The organism is Brevibacterium album DSM 18261 (genome assembly GCF_000426445.1).
In the GTDB taxonomy this organism is placed as follows: Bacteria; Actinomycetota; Actinomycetes; order Actinomycetales; family Brevibacteriaceae; genus Brevibacterium; species Brevibacterium album.
On sequence record NZ_AUFJ01000010.1, the window covers coordinates 603000 to 623447 of the forward strand.

13 protein-coding genes are annotated in these 20448 nt (G+C 69.6%); 4 read left to right on the forward strand and 9 right to left on the reverse strand.

All coding sequences use genetic code 11. From position 1 onward, the window contains the following. Positions 1–81 precede the first annotated feature (81 nt). From K318_RS0106875 to K318_RS0106890, 4 genes are read left to right on the forward strand one after another with little or no spacing between them, the layout of a single operon-like run. A complete protein-coding gene (locus tag K318_RS0106875; protein ID WP_156913829.1) occupies positions 82–1548 on the forward strand; it encodes a hypothetical protein in 1467 nt (488 codons plus the stop codon). Continuing rightward, positions 1545–2144, forward strand: coding sequence for a hypothetical protein (locus K318_RS24630; protein ID WP_156913831.1), 600 nt, complete (start codon positions 1545–1547; stop codon positions 2142–2144). Before K318_RS0106875 ends, K318_RS24630 begins: the two co-directional genes overlap by 4 nt. Continuing rightward, entirely contained in the window at positions 2141–6646 is a 4506-nt protein-coding gene (locus K318_RS23570; RefSeq protein WP_051297634.1) for a glycosyltransferase, read from the forward strand. The genes K318_RS24630 and K318_RS23570 overlap by 4 nt, the downstream gene beginning before the upstream one ends. Further along, the gene (locus K318_RS0106890) at positions 6643–8862 is read left to right on the forward strand and encodes a hypothetical protein (protein ID WP_029088939.1); all 2220 of its coding nucleotides are present in this window, start codon (positions 6643–6645) and stop codon (positions 8860–8862) included. The genes K318_RS23570 and K318_RS0106890 overlap by 4 nt, the downstream gene beginning before the upstream one ends. A gap of 33 nt (positions 8863–8895) precedes the next feature. On the opposite strand, the gene K318_RS0106895 is transcribed toward K318_RS0106890, so the two are convergent. The 9 genes from K318_RS0106895 to K318_RS20050 all read right to left on the reverse strand — a co-directional run bounded on the left by K318_RS0106895 (position 8896) and on the right by K318_RS20050 (position 20339). After that, on the reverse strand, positions 8896–9756 hold the full coding sequence (locus K318_RS0106895) for a hypothetical protein (RefSeq protein WP_156913833.1): 861 nt from the start codon (positions 9754–9756) through the stop codon (positions 8896–8898). Between the two features lie 369 nt (positions 9757–10125). Next, positions 10126–11280: a non-hydrolyzing UDP-N-acetylglucosamine 2-epimerase gene (wecB, locus tag K318_RS0106900; protein ID WP_029088941.1), complete on the reverse strand. Its 1155-nt coding sequence runs from the start codon at positions 11278–11280 to the stop codon at positions 10126–10128. 142 nt (positions 11281–11422) lie between these two features. Next, positions 11423–12298, reverse strand: coding sequence for a DUF6270 domain-containing protein (locus K318_RS23575; protein ID WP_051297635.1), 876 nt, complete (start codon positions 12296–12298; stop codon positions 11423–11425). Between the two features lie 7 nt (positions 12299–12305). Further along, positions 12306–13367: an ABC transporter ATP-binding protein gene (locus K318_RS20045; protein ID WP_051297636.1), complete on the reverse strand. Its 1062-nt coding sequence runs from the start codon at positions 13365–13367 to the stop codon at positions 12306–12308. Continuing rightward, positions 13351–14238: an ABC transporter permease gene (locus K318_RS0106915; RefSeq protein ID WP_051297637.1), complete on the reverse strand. Its 888-nt coding sequence runs from the start codon at positions 14236–14238 to the stop codon at positions 13351–13353. The genes K318_RS20045 and K318_RS0106915 overlap by 17 nt, the downstream gene beginning before the upstream one ends. Next, on the reverse strand, positions 14235–16064 hold the full coding sequence (locus tag K318_RS0106920) for a glycosyltransferase (RefSeq protein ID WP_051297638.1): 1830 nt from the start codon (positions 16062–16064) through the stop codon (positions 14235–14237). The genes K318_RS0106915 and K318_RS0106920 overlap by 4 nt, the downstream gene beginning before the upstream one ends. Beyond that, on the reverse strand, positions 16061–17290 hold the full coding sequence (locus K318_RS0106925) for a glycosyltransferase family 4 protein (RefSeq protein WP_029088944.1): 1230 nt from the start codon (positions 17288–17290) through the stop codon (positions 16061–16063). The genes K318_RS0106920 and K318_RS0106925 overlap by 4 nt, the downstream gene beginning before the upstream one ends. After that, positions 17287–18390, reverse strand: coding sequence for a glycosyltransferase family 4 protein (locus tag K318_RS0106930; RefSeq protein ID WP_029088945.1), 1104 nt, complete (start codon positions 18388–18390; stop codon positions 17287–17289). The genes K318_RS0106925 and K318_RS0106930 overlap by 4 nt, the downstream gene beginning before the upstream one ends. Further along, complete coding sequence (locus K318_RS20050) at positions 18387–20339, reverse strand: polysaccharide biosynthesis protein (protein WP_051297639.1); 1953 nt, start codon at positions 20337–20339, stop codon at positions 18387–18389. The genes K318_RS0106930 and K318_RS20050 overlap by 4 nt, the downstream gene beginning before the upstream one ends. Positions 20340–20448 lie beyond the last annotated feature (109 nt).

Sequence of the window (20448 nt, forward strand, 5' to 3'; positions counted from 1 at the left end):
AGAGGAACGGGCCGTACCGGGGACGATCCGAGCCGGATCGCAGAAGACGCGGTCTCAGCGGTCGCCTCCATTCATGAGGCTATGGCCACCGTCACGGGGGCCGACGCAGGGATCGTCCAGCGCTTCATCGTCCACGCACTTGCACCAGCGGCCGAGCTCTATGCCCGTGGTGGCGAGTTGCGCCGAGCACTGTGCGACGCCCTCACATTCGCCGGCGCCGGGTTCAGCTTCCCTTGGGACCGTGTCCGAGGGCAGGTGGAGTCACTGGCAGTGCTCTACAACTTCTCACCGTTCCAGGACACCGGGTCCACAGTCGCGTCCAAGCGCCTACGGGTATTCGCTGAGAATTTCGACGTCATCTCGTGCTCGTTTCTTCAGCACAAGAAGCAGGATCCGACCGTCGAACTCATCTCGCGGCCATACGTATCCTCGAAGCGATTCCTCCCGCTGACCCCCTCATGGGCGTCATGGCCGGCATACCGAGCCTTTGCAGAAAAGGCTGCCGAGGTCGCCTCGGATCGCATTGCCGACGGGGCTGTATATCGCAGGCTGTATACGCGAGCGATGTGGGCGCCGTCCCTCTATGCCGGCATCTGCATCAAACAAGTTCATGACGGCATTCCGTGGACAGTGGAGTTCTCCGACCCTCTCTCTTTGGATGTCGAAGGCGCAGCGCGCGGCGGGGCGATCCCCCGTGATGACTTCACGACGGGGCTCATCGACCGGTGGGAGGCCGACTTCGGATACATGGAGCCCGGTGATCTCACGATCTTCCGCTTCGCGGAGCTCCTCGCCTATGCGTATGCGGACTCGCTCATCTTCACCAACGATCACCAGCGGCAGGTCATGCTCAGCACCATCCGACAGCCGCGATTGCGTGAGCGTGCCGAGGGGATCGCCGTCGTGTCCCACCATCCCACCCTCGACGCCGGGTTCTACGACTTGGCACAGACTGACTATGTGGTCGACGACGATCATGTACATCTGGGCTACTTCGGGGAGTTCTACACCGCACGGGGGATCACGGAAATCACGGATGCGCTCCGGGCTCTGCCGGAGCACGTGCGCTCGAGGATCCGCCTGCATGTATTCACGAACTACATTCCGGAATCCGCCGGAGGCGTGAAGCCTGCGAGCTTCTCCCGCCCACAGTTCGATCTGCTGGTCAGGCGCACCCTGGACGGCGTCGGAGTCGAGGGTGTGGAGGACCGGATCACCTTCAACAGCTCTCTCCCGTACCTCCGCTTCCTCGCGGTTTCACAGGCCCTCGACTACCTCGTCGTCACAGATGCGCAATCGGGCTCCGGACACGCGGTGAATCCCTACCTGCCGTCCAAATGGAGTGACTACAGGGGCTCGGCAGCGCGAGTCTGGGCCCTTGAGGAGAGCGGCAGCGTGCTCTCGGGCATGGATCCCGACGTGCGCACTCCGATCGGCGATTCCCATGCCGCCCGCGCTGCCCTCTGGAACATGGTGACGGACAAGTTCGCCGACGAACTGCTGGGCGATCCGATCGACGACCGGCCCTCCGAGAGGGGGCAACCGTGAACGCAGCGGAGTCCGGACCGCCCAGCAACGCGAACAGAGTACTCTCCGCCCTGGGGCGCGCGTCGACGCCGTCGGTGCCGGAGATGGAGAACGGTCCAAGTCTGGGCTCCCTTTCCGGTGTGCTCCCCCACGTCCGCCCCGGTTCCGTGCTTCTGGTCGGGACCGCCTCCACCGCGGCTCGTCTCCAGCGGGTCCAGCCCGTCGTCCCCGCCGTACCGGGGATGACCGCTGAGATCGCCGCCCTGGATGCAGTGGAGTGTCTGGTCGTCGAAGCTCGCGCCTTTCTCTCAGGACAGTGGAAAGGAGCAGACTCGCACCAGTCGCGGCACCTCGCAGAAGAGCTGTTTGAAGCCGGTCGGCTTCTCCGCGCGCGCGGCGGGCAGGCGCTATTCCTCCCCTGCGGCCGCCGTCTCGGAACAATGGGCGATCGGCTGCTGTCGACGTTCACCGCTGATCTCAGCTCCGTTCCCGCGGTCGACCTCGAGGAAGGTGCCGCACAATCGCCCCTCTGGGAGGTCCTCGTCGAGGTGAGCGGAGGCCCGGATCCGCAGGGAAGCCCCGCCCCATTCGGCAACGACGTGGAGGACAGTCGATGAACCAAAGGAAATCAGTCCTCGTCGCCTGCGATGTCCGCTATGCCTCTGATCAGATCGCCAGGTTCTGGGTCGATGGTCTGGTCGGAGCACTGGCCGACCGCGGCTGGCAGATCCAGTTCCTGGCGCGTGAGGTCGACGGCGTCGAACGCTACCAAGCTCTCCGACGAACAGGAGCCGTCGTCGTCACCGAGAGCGGCGTCCCCTCCGACCACCAGGATGCAGAGGGACATCTCGCCAGATACCGCGCGCGCTCGGTGATCGCCCAGGCTGGCAGGCTCGATCCCGATCTCGTCATCGTGCAGGGCCTGAGCCTGAGTCGCTTCGTCGCCGGTTCGGGCAGGCTCGGGCATCGGCTCTGGACCATTCCCGTGGACCGCCCCTATGCCGGCGGCGGGTTCCCCCGGTCCAGCTTCACAGACCTGGGCATCGTCGCCGGCTCCTCCACGAGGATCCTCGTGGCAGACGAGACCCAGCGATCCATGCTCGATTCGGAGTTCCCCGAAGCTTCCTCGAAGGTGCGGGTGCTCCCGTGGTTTGACGAAGCGCGCCGCCCGCTCCCCGCGGATCCGGCCGACGTCACGGAAGTCACCGACCTCCACGTCCGCGAGGCGCTGTTCTCCAGCGCAGACCTGCACGATCTCAGCGAGTTCGCGGGCCGTCTGCGAGAGCGTCCCAGCATTCCGAGGATCCTGCTCCACGACGCCTCGACAGGCGGCGAAGCCTCCGAGCCTTCAGCGGTGCACAGCACCCTGCGCAGGCTGCCCGGGCTCGTCGACGGCAGGCGGTTCCCCGCGCCGGACGGCGCGGAGCTCCTGCCCTCCGACCCCCCGGCCCGCCACTACGGCCGGAGGCTGGCCGAATCCGAGGGGCGGCTCTGCGTGTCGCTGTCCCCGGCCGGCGATCCCGATGCCGCAGGGGAAGCCGTCCGAGCCGGAGAGGCAAACGATCCATTCGCCGAAGCCGACGTCGCGCGAGTCGACACCGGGACCTCGCGCCCGCTGCGCACCGTGATCGCCGGCAGCGACTTCAAGTTCGCAGGAGACCTGGTGGAGAGCTTTCTCGCTGATCCCGGGTTCGACGTGCGGTTCGACATTTTCGCCCATCACTCCCAAGCGCAGCCCCGTGCCAGTGCCCCCTATCTCGACTGGGCCGATGTCGTGCTCACGGAGTTCGCGGTCCAGAACGCCGTCTGGTACTCGCACAACATCGGTCCGCATCAGACTCTCATCGTGCACCTGCACGGATTCGAGCTGCTCTCCGACTGGATCGTCGATCTCGACATGGATCGCGTGGCAGCAGTGGTCGTCGCCTCGGAGTTCTACCGGAGGAAGGCACACGAAAGGCACGGCTGGCCCCTTGAGAAGATCGTGGTCATCCCGAACTCCGTCAACGCATTCGATCTGGACCGGCCGAAGCTCGACGACGCGAGGCACCACCTCGGGATGGTCGGCATGGTCCCCATCCTCAAACGCCCCGACCGGGCACTGGATCTTCTCGAGAAGCTCCTGACCGTCGATTCGCGCTTCACTCTCCACATCCGCGGACACGCTCCGTGGAACTACTCGTGGGAGTGGAAGAAGGCCGCTCACCAGGACGCCTACCGGCACTTCTACCGCCGGCTGGGCGAACGGCCCCACCTCCTGCACAGCATCAGCTTCGAGCCCTTCGCGCCCGATATGGCGAACTGGCTGCGCAAGATCGGCTGGGTGCTCTCGCCCAGCAGCCGGGAGACCTTCCACCTTGCGGCGATCGAAGGTGCGGTCTCGGGTGCGGTGCCGCTCGCGTGGGAGCGCGAAGGCGCACGGGAGATCATCGGTGCGGATCGCACCTTCGGCTCCACCGATGAGATCGCGGAGTTCGTCCTCGCGCACAGCACCACCCCTGCGGCTCACCAGGCCGTCGCGGAGCAGGCCCGGGCCCATGCCGAGCGATACCGGTCGGACCGGGTGGGACAGCTGTGGCGCGAGACCGTCGTCGGATTCAGCGCCGTCTCCCGGACAGACCAGGCCTCCGGCGCACCTGCCGGAGTGCCCGGTCGCGTGTTCCGCGAGGTCGACGAACTGGTGGCCTCGGGCGAGTTCGACGAGGCGAAGGGGGCACTCGACCGGAACATCGAGGTCACGAAGGATGATTCGGGCAGCCTCAAGGTGCTCGAGATGTTCGTCCGCGGGCTGCTGGCCCTGGACGCCCGGCGCATCGACCTTCTCCCCCCGGTCCGCTGCGGAGGTTCGGAGAACCTCGCCGGGCCCGAGCCGCGATACGTGCGCGTCGCCGCCCACTCCGGCCCGGCGTCCCCCTCCGGCCTCACCGCCGACCCGGAGCTCGTCATCGGCGGGATCGGGATCGTGCCCTTCGGCTACACGGGCCGAGGCGTCCGGGCGGATTCCGGTTCCGCCGCCTCTGCCCCGAGCGATCCCCGGCGGCATCCGGCGATGTCCTCGGGGCCGCTCATCACCGATGCGCTGGAAGAGCACCTCGATGCGCGGATCCGCGTCAGCGACCGGCTCAGGTTCGACCGCTGGGTCGAGGCGACGGCCGCGGAAGTGCGCACGCACCTCATGTCCTTCCCGCGCTCGCGCGTTCTCATCGACGCCCCGTGGCACATCGCCCTGCCTGCGGCCCTGGCGGCGAGCCGGCTCGGAGTCGCCTACGTGTGGGCTCCGCCCGCGGATGAGCTCGCGATGCCGCTGCGGAAGATCGCGGACCATCCCTACACCGGCGATCTGATTGCGCAGTTCACGGGGCTGCTCGTCTCCCGGAGTCTGGCGCTGATCAGCCCCGGCAGCACCGCTGCAGGCGTGCCCGGGGCGATCGGCGTCCTGCCTGCAGGGGCGGCACAGGCCGCGTCGGGCTCGGCGCCCCCTGTGTTCGATGCGCGGATGACGGCGGAGATCCAGGCGCTGGCCGGCAGCTCTGCCGAGGCGTCCCACCTCGGCGCGCTCAACTCTGCACACAGCGCCGGGTCGGCGTCACCCGCCGGCTCACGTGTGCGCCTGGCGCTCGTCGGTTCGCCGGGCTTCGTCCGGCGGATGGCGGACCATCACGCCCTGTTGGACTCAAAGCCGCTCTCCTCCCTCGACGGACTCAGTCCGTCCTTCGACGCTCTCGTCGTCGATGCCAGCATCGAGACCGCTCCGGAGCGCGTGCCAGGGAAGGGCGATCTGGTGACGCGCGTACGGCACCTGTTCGATCTGGCCCGGTCGCTCGGCATCGTCGGGATCTTCAACGCGAAGAGTCTCACCGGCGGTGATCACCCCATCACGCGGATGGCGGAGAAGGCCGATGCCCTCACAGGCACCCGGGCGATCCTCACCGGTGGTCTGCTGATCCGCAATCCGAACTCGATCTCCCGAGTCGGCTCGGCCTCGCTCGACGACGGCGACGCCGCGCGCGTGCTCGAGGCGCTGTCCGCGATCGGAGTGGGACGGCCGAACGGACCCGCGCACGACGGGCACGGGAACGGCGCCGCCCCCGAACCGGCACGGCCGAAGCCCGCCTCGAGCGGCTCTCCCGCTCATGCGCTGAGCGGTCTCGCGCTCCCCCAGTCCGACGGCGTGTCACTCATCATCGCGACCCGCCTCGGGGCCGATCGCCTGCCAGCGATGCTGGCCTCGATATCGGCACAGTCGATCCGCCATTCGCGCATGGAGCTCATCGTCGTGCACAACGGCCCCGACGACGGCACCGCGGAAGTGGTCGAGTCGTTCCGCTCCGCACATCCGCAGCTCGCGACGATATTCGCCCACTCGGAGATCGAGGGCGCCTCCGAGGCGAGGAACCTCGGGCTGCAGCTCTCGACCCGAGACTATGTCACCTTCGTCGATGACGATGACGAGATCGAGCGCAACTATGTGCTCAATCTGTGGCTCTCCGCCGCTCCCGACACGGTCGTCGCGGCGCCGCTCCGCGATGTGACGCCGGAGGGAGTCTTCCGTACGGATCTGCCGAACAACCGGCGCCTCTCCCACCTCCGGGGGCGCCGCACCCCCCTCGCCCGGGTCTCAGGGCTGCTGGGGCTCAACGCCTGCAAGCTGATCCCCGCAGAGATCGCCCGCTCCATGCGCTATCCGGCCGGCCTGCACAGCGGTGAGGACGTGGTCTTCATGAGCCAGCTCCTGCTGCACCCCGTCGAGCTCGTCCCTGCCGGCGTTGCACCCGATGCCGCCTATGTGAGGCACATGCGCCCCGACTCGATCTCGCGGCGAGAACTCTCCCGCGATTTCGGAGTGGCACAGCGACTCGCGGTGATCGGCCATCTGGAAGAGGTGCGCACGCGGGGTTCTGCGCGGATCACCGGATGCGTGCGCGCGCTCCAGAACGATCAGCTCAGCTTCGTCGCCCGCTACGTGGAGCAGAATCCCGCCGAGGGCGCCGAGGTCGTCGCCGAGGTTCTCGCCGCGGGCGTCTCGGTCCAGCAGCTGCAGGGCCGCTACACCGGCCTCCACGCCCTCGCCCGGTCGATGGACGCCTCGGCCCCGCCCGTGCGCGCGCAGGTCCCATGAGCGAGAGCATCGTCGACTCCCGGCTCAGGCGCAGGGCGGTGTGCCTCACCGTCGTGCGCCCCCGGCGCACGTACGGACGCTCGGGGCGGCCCGCCGCCTCCGGGAGTCTCGAGCCTCGCCGATTCCGCGCCGTGTACGGCCGAGGCCTCATGTGGACCGGCACGGGTGCCCGCTCGCTCGACAGGGCGCCCCTCCACGACCTTGAGCTCGACGAGGTCCGCGACACAGCCGGAGAGTGGTTCCTCGCCTTCCACCGCGCAGAGGACGACTCATATCGCTTCCTCGCCGACCTGATGGGCTACTACCGGCTGTACTACTCGACCTACCGGCTGGGCGAGGACGAGGTCACCGTGGTAGGCGACAACCAGACCTCGGTGGTCGCCGAGCTCAGGCGGCAGGGCAGAAGCGTGGCGATCGATTGGCCCGTCGCAGCAGCACACCTGCTGAGCTCTCACACGCTCATGCACAGCAGCTTCAGCCATCGGACGATGTTCGAGGGCGTGCGCTCGCTTCCCGCCGCGGCGGAGCTCGTCATCGACGAAGCGGGCACGTATGAGGTGCCGCACGACGTCTTCAGCGCCCCCGCTGGAGCCGCCTACCGCGATCTGCTCTCCGCGGGCATCGCCCGCGCCCAGAGCCAGATCCGGGCTCTGGCGCACAGCAGCGTCCCCGACAAGCGCCATGCGGTCTCGGGTGGGCGGGACTCGCGCGTCGCTCTGGCAATCACACACTCGGCCGGTGTGCACTCGGCTTTCACAGCCATGACCGGTGATCCGCGCACAGCGTCCTCCGCCGCAGCGCAGAAGACCCTGGAACTCGATCTGGAGACAGCGCACGAGCTGCGTGCGCACCTGGGCATGGAATGGTCCAGGGAGACCGGGGTGACAGGCGTGCCGCTCGACTTCCACACCAGCCTGGACGTCTTCCAGAGCCGCTGGGCGGGTGCGAAGTTCACGTGGCCGTGCTCCAGTTCGGCGATCTGGCCGACCGCACTGCGCCTGGAGGTCCACGGCGGCTCCGGCGAGCTGCTGCGGCGGGCGTATCAGAACGTGCGCAGCCACCCCTCGTTCGCCGCACTCGCCGACCGGCCCGAAACGGTCCACGACGATGCCCGCGCGCTCTTCTCGACAGCAGTCCCCCATGCGCGGCACATGACGGGAGACCTGCGCGATGAGGCGGCCGAGGTGTTCGCACAGAGCATGGCCCTCGGCCACGGTCTCCCCCTGTCCGAGCAGCTGAATCGGCATTACGCCGCTTTCCGGAACAGAGATCACTTTGGTGAGCTCCTCCAGCGATACGACAGGAACGCCCTGGTGCTCTACCCTCTCGCGCAGCCCGAGTTCCTGCAGGCCTCACGACTGCTCGACGACGATGACAGAGCGCGCGGCCGGCTCGCCTACGACATCATCCAGATGTGCAGTCCGAAGCTCAACGAGATCCCCTTCGACGACGGGCCCTGGCGCGGTCTCCCCGCAGCACGGCCGCCCGCGGACTCCGTTCCGAGCGCCCGCGGCCCTGCAGACTTCTCGACGTATTTCGCCGGAGAGGATGCCGACCGGAAGTCCCGCGGCTCCATCGAGCTCATTCAGGATCCGGGAAGCCACGTCGCACCGTTCGACAATGCCGCAGCTGTCGCCTCGTTCGCCATGAGAGCGGGATGGGAGCTCGCCGATCTCACCGAAGTCCCGATCCGGGACTTCGAAACCGTCGTGCCCACACTGCTCGTGCAGAACTCCCTGAACCCCGGCCAGACCGCGGCGAAGATCGAGACCATGGGAGTGGCCTTCACCGGCAGGCATTCCCCCTATGAGTCCGTGCTCCTCTCCCTCCCGGAAGACGCTCCTTCTCGGCGCGACCCCGGGCGGCCGGCACAGGCGCTGCTCTCCGGAACATCGGCGTGGCATCATTCACGGATCTCCCCGCCCAGGCATCGCCGCCCCGATCCCTTCACCTTCTCCGTGGCACTGCGGCGGTCGGGGGATCAGGTGAGCGTGGCGATCCACGGCGGCGACCACGTGCCCGAGGTCGAATGGGCGGTCTATCTCTACGCGGGCAGCGAGAAGAAGGCGACGAGATGGTACAGCTCGGCGAAGAAGGCGGTTTTTCCACTCCCGGACATCGACCCCGGCACCAGAATACGCGCGCTGGCCTTCGCCCGCCTTCCCGGTCACGAGAATCGGCTCATCAAGCGATACAGCGAATGGATGAGCGCCTGAGGCACGACTTGGGGATGCCCCGCGAGCGACAGATCAGAGCGACTGCGATGAAACCAGCCACCGCACCGCTGATCTGTCCAGGACTTGGTGCCCGGAGACCCTGTCGGTGCTGAACAGTTCGATCGGACCCGATATCGGCAGACCGGCCGTGCGCGCCCATTCGAGGAACTCGAGCTGTTCGTCCAGGCGCAACTCGCCCGGATTGGTGATCAGCCTGATCGACGGCACATTTCCGGAGTGGATCAGCCGATCCGGGAGACTCAGCCGTTCGGGATGACGAGCGTGGAAATCGGCTATCGGCATACGGAGAAGGTGCCTCTCCACATCACGGACGGAGCTCGCCATCCAATTCCTGAAATAGATCTGCGGGACTTCTGCCACTGCGCGTGATCCAGGCAGGGCCGATGCTGCGGCGATGGCCCCGAAGCCGCCGAGACTCGAGCCGTAGAATGTGATCCTGTCTGCGGGAACACGGAGCTGCTCGGCTTTCCGGGCAGCCAGCGCGGCGATCGCTGCGAGCACGTCGTGGCGCGAGTGGATGAACCATGCCCCGTTCAGCTTCGAAGACTCCTGGAGACAGGGGTCTGCGATCGCCAGCACCGCCGATTCCGGCCACAGGTGCGCCCAGGAGAACCGACTCACAATGGCCGCAGTCCGGTCGCTGCGCGCCCCGCCCAGCGCAGCGGGCATGAGAACCGTCAGGGCATCGACGCCCAGTCCACCGCGGTCGGTCTCACGGTAGTAGATCGGCAGTCCCTCCAGGCTGCGGTCGACCTCGAACTCCGCCTGGTTGGACGGGGTCCAATGACGGGCCTCCCCCGGCTCCCGCTCATCTGCAGAGCGTTCGCTCGCAGCCTGCGGCAATCCTCCTTCGACGATGTCGATCGCCCCCACAGGCGCATCCGGCTCCCCTCCCGCGGGCCAGGGCAGGACGCGCACGGTGACAGACCTCGCTCCCTGTGGGAGCGTGACGGGACGAATCGCCATCCACCCCTCTTCCTCCGTCGCAGGAAGGTACTGGTAGAAGGTTCCGGCCGAGGGTGACCAGGTGAGCCCCGGAATCAAGGCGCTCGGATCCACCGGGGGGTCGAATCCGAAAGCTGCGATCGCGGACTTCTCCGCGATCGTCCTGATCACCCGGAAACGGGCGGTGACCGTCGAAACGCCCGCAGCGAGCCGACGCCGGTGGATGGGAATGGGCACCCGGTCATAGTACAGCTGTGCGGTCCTGCCGAAGTGCGTCTCCCGGACCGGCCGCCGCCCTCACCCCTCCGCGGCGAACTCCGGCGACCGCGTTCCCACACCGAAGAACTGCTCCATGGCAGAGACTGAGCGCTCGGCCGCCCGGCCATCTCCATAGGGATTCATCGCACGAGCCATCGCCGCATAGGAATCGGGATCGTCAAGCAGCGTCCCGACGGCCTCCACGATCGTCTCCCGCCGGGTGCCCACGAGCTTCACGGCACCGGCGTCGACAGCCTCAGGCCGCTCCGTGTTCTCCCGCATGACGAGGACGGGCTTGCCCAGGCTGGGGGCCTCCTCCTGGATGCCGCCGGAATCCGTGAGGATGATGTCGGCGGCGGCCATCACGGTGGTGAACTCCCCATAGGACAGGGGCTCGGAGATCAGCACATTGGCGAACTCCTCCACGCGCGGCAGCACGGCCTCACGCACCAGCGGATTGCGGTGGGCGGGCAGCAGGATGGTGAGCTCCGGACGGACAGCGGCAAGCTCTGCGAGCGCATCGCCGATCTGCTCCATCGAGTTCCCCAGGTTCTCCCGGCGGTGCGTGGTCACCAGCAGGGACGGCCCCTCATAGGCGGTGAACGCACGCGCGGCCTCGTCCGTGGGCTTCACCTTCTGCTCCACCGCCCAGTGCAGTGCGTCGATTACGGTATTGCCGGTGACCATCACCTGGTCCCCGGAGACGCCGTCGGCCAGCAGGTTCCCCTTGGAGCGCTCGGTGGGCGCGAGGTGGAGAGCCGCGATCTGGCTGGTGAGCTTGCGGTTCGCCTCCTCAGGGAACGGGCTGGAGATGTCACCGGAGCGCAGGCCCGCCTCGAGGTGGATGACCGGAACGCCGCGGTTGAAGGCCGCGATGGAGGCGGCCATGACGGTCGTCGTATCGCCCTGCACGAGGACCGCATCGGGTGGCTCCTCGTCCAGCACCCGGTCGATCCCCTCGACCACCCGTGCCGTGATGCCGTTGAGGGTCTGCCCCGGCGACATGATGTCGAGATCCGTGTCCGGGGTGATGTCGAAGAGCGACGTGACCTGATCCAGCATCTCCCGGTGCTGCGCTGTGACGGCCACCCGCGATCGCAGTGAGCCGCTGCGCTCGATCGCCTTGATGAGCGGTGCGGTCTTCACCGCCTCCGGACGCGTGCCGAAGATGGACAGTACTGTGGGATGAGACACAGGAACTCCTGATAGTGCGGGCGACTGCACACGTCGAGGACGGTACCGCCGCAGTCTAACGGTGCCCGGCCCTGCGCAGAGACCCATCTCGACAGGAGACCTTCTCTGTTCACCCTCATATCACCGCCGGCCCCGCTGCCTCTTACGATCGCGGGGACGAAACCACCCCACGCCCCCGCAGCTCCGCCGCGATCGAGGCATAGTCGCCTTCACGATAGTGATAGGGCCCCACGCCCCACCGGTGCTCGGAGTCCATGCGCACATCAGCGACAGTGCGGCTGATAACCTCCGTCACCCGCTCCCCCGCCTCGGCCGCGTACCGCCGGTACTCGCCGTTCGCGGTGCGCGAGGATGCGGCCAGCGCCTCGGCCTCGGTCGGACCCACGGAGGCGAAGCGCTTGACCGCGTGCTTCATGGTCCCGCCCCGCGCGAGCGACTGCACCGCCTCGCGGTACCCCCGTCGCAAGCGCCTGCCCCGTGCACCCAGGTACGAGCGCACGCCCCCGGGCATCTCCTGCCCGTCGAACACCTCGGCCCAGGCGATGTCCAGCAGGATGAGGGGCACCCCCAGCTCCCGGAGCCTGCCCGTCACCTGTGCGAAGCCCTCGCGCCACAGCTCGAAGTGCTCATCGGTGCCGAACTCGATGAGCCGGGCACCGGCCTCGGGCGCCCATCCGTCCACGCCGGTGCGGAAGGCCTCGACGGAGTTGGTGAGATGCGAACCGTCGGGAAACCGCCACACACCCCTGCGCTCGTCCACGAGGTCGATGAGCACGGCCTGCGGCGCTGCCGCGACGATCCGCCCAGCCGCGTTCGCAGCTGCGTCACCTTCCATCATCCGCCGCTGGAAGGCGGAGCCGAGCGCTTCCAGGTGCAGCGGTCCGGTGTACGGCTGCAGGGACACAATGGCCGACTGTCGCGCCACATAGGGCACAGGTTCGACCTCCGGCATCACCTCGACGGTGTCCCGGCTCACACAGGACCCCCAGATGCCCACCCGCACGGCCTCCCCGCTCATCGCGCCCTCACCTCCGCGAGACGTGCCGGGCGCCCACCGGCTTGCTCTGCTTCGCGATCACCACATCGTTGACCACCGGCAGCAGATCCGTCTCCGGGAATCGGCTCTCGTCCTGGGAGCCCGGTGCGACCGCGGGCGCCTGCGTGGGCCGCAGCGATGTGGTGCGGTACCCGCCGCCGCGCCGGACGCGGGTCGCATGACGGGGCGAGGTCATCCGCATGGGCGCCTCCGGCAGCACGTAGACGTTCTGCATCTCCCCCTCGTCCATCGCCTGCGCCAGCAGCTTCTCCGCGACCGCGGTCTCCCCCTTCGCCACGTTCCACGCCCACCAGCGGTACTTCTCCGCCACGTGCTCGGCCTCGCCGTCCATGATGACGGTCCCCTCGTGCATCCAGATCGCACGGGTGCACAGCTCCTGGATGACCTTGGCGGCATGGTTGACGAGGAACACCGTGCCGGCGTCCGCCAGCATCTCGTTCATCGCCTCCTCGCTGCGCTGCGCGAACGTCGCATCGCCCGTGGAGAGGGCCTCGTCGATGAGCAGGATCTTCGGCCGCGCCGCCACTGCGATCGCGAATCGCAGGCGCGCGGCCATACCGGACGAGTAGCCGCCCATGGGCCGCTTGATCGCATCTCCGAGGGCGGACAGCCGCACCACGTCCTCGTAGACGGCCTCCGTCTGCTCCGGCGTCATCCCCATCGCAAGGCATCCCAGACGCACGTTCGCTGCACCCGAGAGCGCCTGCTGCAGCGCGGCGTTCACACCCAGCAGCGTCGGCTGGCGCCGAGCGAGGATCTGCCCGCTCGTGGGCTTCTCCACCCCGGCGATGAGGCGCAGCAGCGTCGACTTCCCCGAACCGTTGGCACCGATGACCCCGACGAACTCGCCCTCCCGCGCCAGCAGAGAGACGCCGCGGAGCGCCTCGACGCGGGTCCTCTCCCCCAGGCCGATCCGGCTCTTCACCTTCCCGGCGAGCCCCCTGCCCCCGCCCGAGGTGCGCACGCTGTAGTCCATGTGCACGTCCTCGACCACGACGGAGGCGGCCTTCGTCTCATTCGGCGCGGCCATACGTCTCCTCACCCCGGTAGAAGAACAGGAAGCCGAAGATCACGAAGACGAACGCCCACCCCGCGGCGAGCATCCACATCCACGGCGGCGAGTCCACCCCGTAGAGGATCGAGTTCCGGTAGATCTCCAGGTACGAGTACATCGGATTGATCTTCATGATCGTCTGGACGAACGGCACGAGATCGAACCTGTCGATGGAGAAGAACACCCCCGAGGCGTAGAGCCAGAACCGCGCGAGCACATTCACCAGATTGCTGATGTCCGGCAGGATGTGCCCCAGCCGCGCGAGGAGGAACGCGCAGCCCTGGGCGAAGAGCACCTGCAGTACGAAGCAGGGGACGACGAGGACCACCCGCCAGGTGAGGTTCTCCGCCGGCGGCAGCACCGCCAGCACCACCGCCAGCACCGCGAAGGTGGGCATGAAGTTCAGCACCTCGCGCACCACCACCGTGATCGGCAGCGCCGCGCGCGGGAAGGCGAACGCCCGGATCATCGACCGCCCGCTCCGGACGGCCTGCGTGCCGCCCGTCACGCAGCGCATGGTGAGCTGGAAGAAGAACACCCCGATCATGAGGAAGCCCACGAAGTTGTCGATGCCCCTGCTGGTCCCCAGAATCAGACCGAAGATCACATAGAACCCCAGTCCGTTGAGCAGGGGGTTGAGCACCAGCCAGCCGTATCCCAGCAGGTTCCGCCCCGCCGTGCCCGCGATCTTCGAGCGCGATTCCGCGAGGATGAAGTGCCGTCTGCGCCACAGCTGCTCGATGTACGTGTCGAGCGGCAGCCGGCGCCCCACCTGCCCCAGCGTCCACGACGGCACGGAGACCGCCGTCCGCAGCTCTCCGGGGCCGAACGTCCGCTCCACGCTCACACTGCACCGCCCCTCACGTCCACTCCCATATCCTCGTACATCCGCGCGTACCGCTCTCCCAGCTTCTCCCACGTCCTGTGCTCCTCCACGAATCCGCGTGCGCTCGCGCCCAGACGCGCGCGCTCCTCCGGATCCGCCGCCAGTGCCGCGAGCTCGGCCGCCAGGGCCCGCACCGACTCCGCCGGGACCAGCCTCCGCGCACCCGGCGGCAGCGCCTCCGCCAGCGCGGGCAGATCGCTGAGCACGACCGCGCGCCCCAGACCGCCGGCCTCCGCGGGCTTGAGCGGAGTGATCTTCCGGGACACCTCGACGTCCCGCCGGGGCACCGCCACGATATCGAGGGCCTGCACGTGCCTGCGCGCCTGGACAGCGGGCAGCCGGCCCGTGAGCACGGCGGCCTCGCCCAGGGACCGCGCGCGCTGCCGCAGCGTGGGCAGCTCGACGCCGCCGCCCACCACGAGGAGGCGCAGGTCCGTTCCCGCCACCCGGGCCTCGGCGACGGCATCGACGAGCACATCGAGGCCCTCGTATCCCACGACCGAGGCCGCGGTCCCCACCCAGACGCCCCCGGACGGCAGCCCGAGCTCCTCGCGCACATCCGCTGCCGGCCTCTGCCAGTCCGCCTCCAGCACATCCGCGCCCACCGAGTTGGGAGCCACGAGGATCCTGGACCGGTCCACCCCGCGGCTCGCGAGCTCCGCGGCCATCGTCTCGCCGAGAGTGACCACGGCGTCGGCCTCGCAGGCGACCTCGGCCTCGCGGGCGCGGAACAGCCGGTAGCGCTCGCTCTCCCTCGCCTGCGCGACGGCGGCGGCATCGCCCCGGCCCGAGGCCCAGGTGTCCTCGAGCGAACCGCGCACCTCGTAGACCCACGGCAGCCCGAGTGCGCGTGCCGCGGCGCCGGCGGCCAGACCGTTGGTGAAGTGCGTGGTCGTGTGGATGACCCTCGCCCCGGAGACCTGCGCGGCGGTTCTGAGGAACTGCGCCTGCTGCTCGAGCCGGGCCTCCGGAGAGCGCCCCATCCGGGCGGGCAGGTCGTACAGGTACTCGATGCCGTCCACGAAGCTGCGGTCCCGGCTCGTGAGCTTCCCGACCGCGGTGGGATAGCCGGTGCGGTCGGCCGCCAGCACCCGGACGCCGGCATCGCGCACGGCGGTGAGCACCGCGTGGCTGCGCAGTGTGTACCCGGACTGCGTGTGCGGGAGCGAATTGGTGAGCGCGAACAGCACATCGGCGTGCGGTGCGCGCGCAGGTGCAGGAGCCGCCCGGACAGACCATGCGGCAGGCCACCAGCCCGGCTGGAAGGTGCGCCGCTCGGAGGCCAGACGCATCCGCATCGCGCCCTCCGGTGCCAGCGCCACGGCCTCGCCCATCTCACCGCTGTGCCAGGCGATCCGGGCGGCGAGCCGCAGCCCTCCCCTCGTCCCCGCCGAGGCCGAGGCCAGCGCACGGGCGGACTCCCGCAGGCCCATGCTCAGCGCGAGCTCGCCGAGCAGGCGCGCCTCGAGTCCCCGGGCCGTCCGTGCGGACACGAGATCCCGCGCCGCTGCCGGATCCCCCGTGAGCCAGGCCGCCGCCGCGCGGGCCGGACGCGCGGGCACCCGCGCGAGCACTGCGCCCGCCGTCCGGGACACACGGGCAGGCAGCCTGCGCGAGACCTGCATGCCGAACTGCACGGGATCGTCCGCCACATGATCGGCGACGATGCGGAGCAGGGAGGAGCACTGGCGCACCAGGACGCTCACCCCCTCCGCCAGCCGGATGCCGCGCGCAGTGCCCGGCGCCGCGGACGCAGCGTCTGTGCCAGGAGTCTTCACAGCACTCATGCCCGCACCTCCTCGAGCAGGGTGAGATAGTCCTCGACCGCACGCTGCGGGGAGGCGTGCTCGCGCAGCCACTGGCGCGGCCTCCCGTCCACCGCCGTGGAACGGGGATCATCGCGCAGCCGCACGAGGAGGCCGGCGAGGCCGTCCTCGTCACCGGGCGCACTCACGTGGCCGCCGTGCGCACCGCGGATGATCTCTGCGGCCTCTCCCGCGCAGACGCCCGTCACGTGCAGACCGCGCGCCATGAGGTTCACGAGCTTCGAGGGCACGGTCCGCTCGAAGGAGGGGACGTCCGCGAGGCTCACGAGGCCGGAGTCCGCCCAGTCCCAGTGCTCCTCCAGCGCAGGCCCCGTGGTCTGCGGCCGGAACCCGATGCGGTCCGTGAGCTGTCCCGCGAGAGCACGCAGCTCCGTCCACTGCGCCCCGGCGCCCACCACCCGCAGCAGGACGCCCGACACGCGGGACACCGCCCTGATCGCGGTCTCGAGCCCCTGGGACCGGCCCACCGTGCCCACGTAGAGGAGCCGCAGCGGCTCCCCCGCCGCCCGCACGCGGACCACCGGGGCCGGTCCTGCCGTCTCCGCGGTGTTGCGGATCGTCTCGACCCGCCGCATGCCGCGGGCGCGCAGCTGCGCTGAGAACGACTCCGCGGTCGTGACCAGGGCATCGGCACGGCGCAGCGCGGAGTGGAAGAGCCCGGGGATCCAACGCCGTTCCGCGTCCTCGGCGAGCCGGCGCGGCAGGCGGCCGGCGGTCACGGAGTCCACCAGACGGTAGTCCGCGACGAGGTCCGGCCAGGCATCGCGGACCTCCGCCACGTGCGGTGCGCCCAGCATCCGGGCGATCCCCGCGGCCGCGAAAGGCATGGGCAGCCCGGGCGTGGTGGAGACGATGACATCCGGACGCGCCCGCCGCAGCCGCAGAGCGGCGAATGCCGCAGCCGCAGACGACAGCGTCTGGTCCGCCATCTGCCCCGGCATCGAACCGGACAGCGGCGCATACGGCACCCGCATGACCTGCTCGCCGCGCACGCCCGCCGACCACTCCCACGGCAGCTGCCGTGGTCCGCCGAGATCGCTTGCCCGCCTGTGCGGGTAGTGCGAGACCGGGGCGATCACGGCGACCTCGTGGCCCCGGGCCGTGAACCCGTCGACGAGGGACCGCCAGCGGCGCTGCGGCGCACCGATCTCCGGTTCGTAGTAGTGCGTGAGCAGCAGGATCCTCATGCGCGGCCTCCCGTCCGGGTGCGGAGGGCCTCGGCCGCCCGCGGGGCGAGCGCGTAGCAGGCCAGGACCGCCGCCCAGGTCAGCAGCACGGCGGGGAACCCGAGGGAGGCCGGCAGGAGGGGCACCAGGCCCACCGCGGCCAGGCAGAGGACGACGGCGCCGAGGTGGAGCACGGAGACCTGCTCGTGCTCCAGCTCGCCCGCGGCCCGCGTGCGCTGGTAGATGTGCGAGCGGTGGGCCGCGAAGATGTTCTCACCGCGGGCCAGCCGGACGCAGAGGGTCAGCAGGACGTCGAAGACGGGCACCACGAACGGGGCGAGCGCCACGACTGCAGGCGCGCCTCCGGTCCAGACCAGCCAGCCCAGGACCGCGAGCCCGCCGCCCACCGCATAGCTGCCCACGTCTCCGAGGAAGGCGTCCGCGGGCGTGCGGTTGAGCGGCAGGAAGCCCGCCAGTGCGCCCGCCAGCACGATGGCGCCCGCGGCGGCCAGGGGCTGGCCCGCAAGGAGTCCCGCGCCGCCCAGCCACAGAGCCGCAATCGCGCCCCAGGCAGTGATGAGCGTGTTGAGGCCGTCCATGAAGTTCACCGCGTTGACGGCGAGCACGAGGCTCAGGGCGACGCTGAGCGCTCCGGCGAGGCCGAAGGGGATCCCCAGCATGCCGCCCGTCACGGTGAGGCACACCGCGAGGGCGGTGGAGAGCAGCACCTGCACGATGAGGCGCCCGGCGGCGGAGAGCGAGTTGAAGTCGTCGATGAGGCCGATGAGGCCGAATCCGGCGGCGGCGAGCGGGGGCAGCACAGCAGTGAGCACCGCCGTCGGCGGTGCCTCCGCGGCCGCGCCGAGGACGCTCAGGGCCCAGGGCGGATCACCGTAGAGCGCCCAGACCGCTGCCGAGGACACCGCGGCTCCGCCCAGCAGGACCGTGAGGACGACCGCCACCCCGCCGCCGCGCACCACCGGCGCATCGTGCGAGGAGCGCACGGTGGGATGGTCGAGCACACCGCGCCGGCGCAGCCACGGCAGCACGGCGAACCGGCTGAGGGCATAGGACGCGGCGGCGCACGCGCAGCACACCGCGATCAGCACGAGCGCCGTCACAGGCTGCCGTCCTTCTGCGAACCGTCCAGGATGCGCGGCAGGGACAGCGGCGCGGTCGCAGGGCCCGCCGCCGCGCGCTCGGCGACGGCGGGGCCGCCCGTTGCACCCCGGCTCCCCGCGTCTGCCTCCGGGGACGGTGCGGCGATCATCCGCCGGAGCGCGGCCACGAGCTCCGCATCGCGCCGGTGGCCGGCCTGCCGTGCGCTCACGACGAGTGCGCGGACCCCTGCGAGGGACACCGCCGCGATGGGCACCTGGGTGATGAGCGGATGCCGCGGACGCAGATCCTCCTCACCCGCGGCCAGCCGCGCTTCCTCGAGCTTCTCGCCGGCGCGCAGCCCGGTGTACTCGATCTCGATGTCATCGCGGCCGCTGAGGGCGATCACCCGGCGTGCCAGCGCCTCGATCGACACCGGCTCGCCCATGTCCAGCACGAGGGTCTCGCCGGCCCGGCCGATGGCGCCGGCCTGCATGACGAGTTCGCACGCCTCGTCCGCGGACATGAAGTAGCGCCGCACTTCCGGGGCCGTCACCGTGAGGGGGCCTCCGGCCTGCGCCTGGGCGACGAAGGAGCCCAGCACGGAGCCGCGCGAGCCGAGCACGTTGCCGAACCGCACCGACATGAAGCCGAGGCCGGTCTCCGCGGCCAGCGCGGCCACGGTCCGCTCCGTGAGGTACTTGGACGCGCCCAGCACGGAGGTGGGGTCGGCCGCTTTGTCCGTGGAGATGTGGATGAGCTGCCGCACTCCCTGCTCCACCGCCGCGTCCATCAGGCTGAGGCTCGCGCCCACGTTCGTCTTGATCGCCTCGTCCGGGAACCGCTCGAGGAAGGTGAGATGCTTGAGTGCCGCCGCGTGGAAGACGATGTCCGGCTTCACCTCGGCCATGAGGGAGCGGACGAAACCGGAGTCGCGCAGATCACCGAGCACGAGGTCCTCGCTCGTGAGCATCGCCGAGCCCTCGAGGATCAGCTGGGTGGAGTGCAGTCCCGATTCGTCCCGGTCGGTCATGACCACGCGGGCCGGGGAGAAGCGGGCCAGCTGCTTGCACAGATGAGAGCCGATCGAGCCCCCCGCACCCGTGACGAGGACGGTCTTGCCGTCCAGGTAGCTCGCGATCTCCTCGATGTCCGTGGAGATCGGCCGCCTGCCGATGAGGTCGTCCATCTCCACCGAGCGGAACGAGGTCGGGCGCAGCGCGACAGCGGAGTGGCTGGCCGCCCCGCGCTCGCGGAGGTCGAGGGCGTCGAGCTCCGGCAGCACCTTGAGCTCCACCGCCCGGCGGCGGGTGGCCTCGACGATCGCATCGAGCTTCTCCGTGGGCAGCGAGTGGCTGGCCAGGACGACGGTGTCCACCATGCGGGCCTCGAGCACCGTGGGCAGGTCCGCCAGCGTGCCCAGCACCCGCACGCCCTCGATCCGCAGGTAGCTCTTCTCCGGATCGTCGTCGAGGAAGCCGACGGCCACGTGCTCGGCATGCGGGTCGTCGGCCATCATCCGGAACGCGGCGAGCCCGTGGTAGCCCGCACCGACGATGAGCGTCCTCCGGCTCCGCCCGCTGCGGCTGCGGCTGAGGTTGTGGAGCGTGCTCCGCGTCCAGCCGACGAGGCCGATCACCACGACGGCGAGCGCGGACGAGGTCAGGGGCACGCTGCTGGGGATCCGCAGGAACTCCGGACCGAAGGCGCCCAGCAGGTACATGAGCCCGCTCGACACCGCCAGGAGCGCCCCGATGCCGATGTACTCGTCACCGGAGCCCCGGTAGTAGCGGCCGCGGTAGACGAGGGCGGTGCCGAAGACCGTGAACACGAGAAAGCCGATGGCCGAGCAGACCGCGATCGCCGGGTAGCTGGGCTCGGACAGCGAGAAGTCGTACCGGGCCAGGGCTGCGCCCCACACGCACAGGGCGAAGATGATCCCGTCGCGCATCGCGCGGAGCACGGCGCGCATGAGGGGACGGCGGACACTGCTGGACCACCCCATCATGCTGTGGCCGGGTGTGTCCGGTGAAGTCATCGTCAAATGCCCGTGCGCCCTTCGCCTGGTTGTGAGCGCGTGC

Bases quoted from the DNA above. Each gene is read 5' to 3' on its own strand.
- K318_RS0106875 (WP_156913829.1), top strand. From the start codon at position 82: ATGGCCACCGTCACGGGGGCCGACGCAGGGATCGTCCAGCGCTTCATC.
- K318_RS23570 (WP_051297634.1), top strand. From the start codon at position 2,141: ATGAACCAAAGGAAATCAGTCCTCGTCGCCTGCGATGTCCGCTATGCC.
- K318_RS0106890 (WP_029088939.1), top strand. From the start codon at position 6,643: ATGAGCGAGAGCATCGTCGACTCCCGGCTCAGGCGCAGGGCGGTGTGC.
- K318_RS23575 (WP_051297635.1), bottom strand. From the start codon at position 12,298: ATGAGCGGGGAGGCCGTGCGGGTGGGCATCTGGGGGTCCTGTGTGAGC.
- K318_RS20045 (WP_051297636.1), bottom strand. From the start codon at position 13,367: ATGGCCGCGCCGAATGAGACGAAGGCCGCCTCCGTCGTGGTCGAGGAC.
- K318_RS0106920 (WP_051297638.1), bottom strand. From the start codon at position 16,064: ATGAGTGCTGTGAAGACTCCTGGCACAGACGCTGCGTCCGCGGCGCCG.
- K318_RS0106925 (WP_029088944.1), bottom strand. From the start codon at position 17,290: ATGAGGATCCTGCTGCTCACGCACTACTACGAACCGGAGATCGGTGCG.
- K318_RS20050 (WP_051297639.1), bottom strand. From the start codon at position 20,339: ATGCGCGCCGTGCTCCGCGCGATGCGCGACGGGATCATCTTCGCCCTG.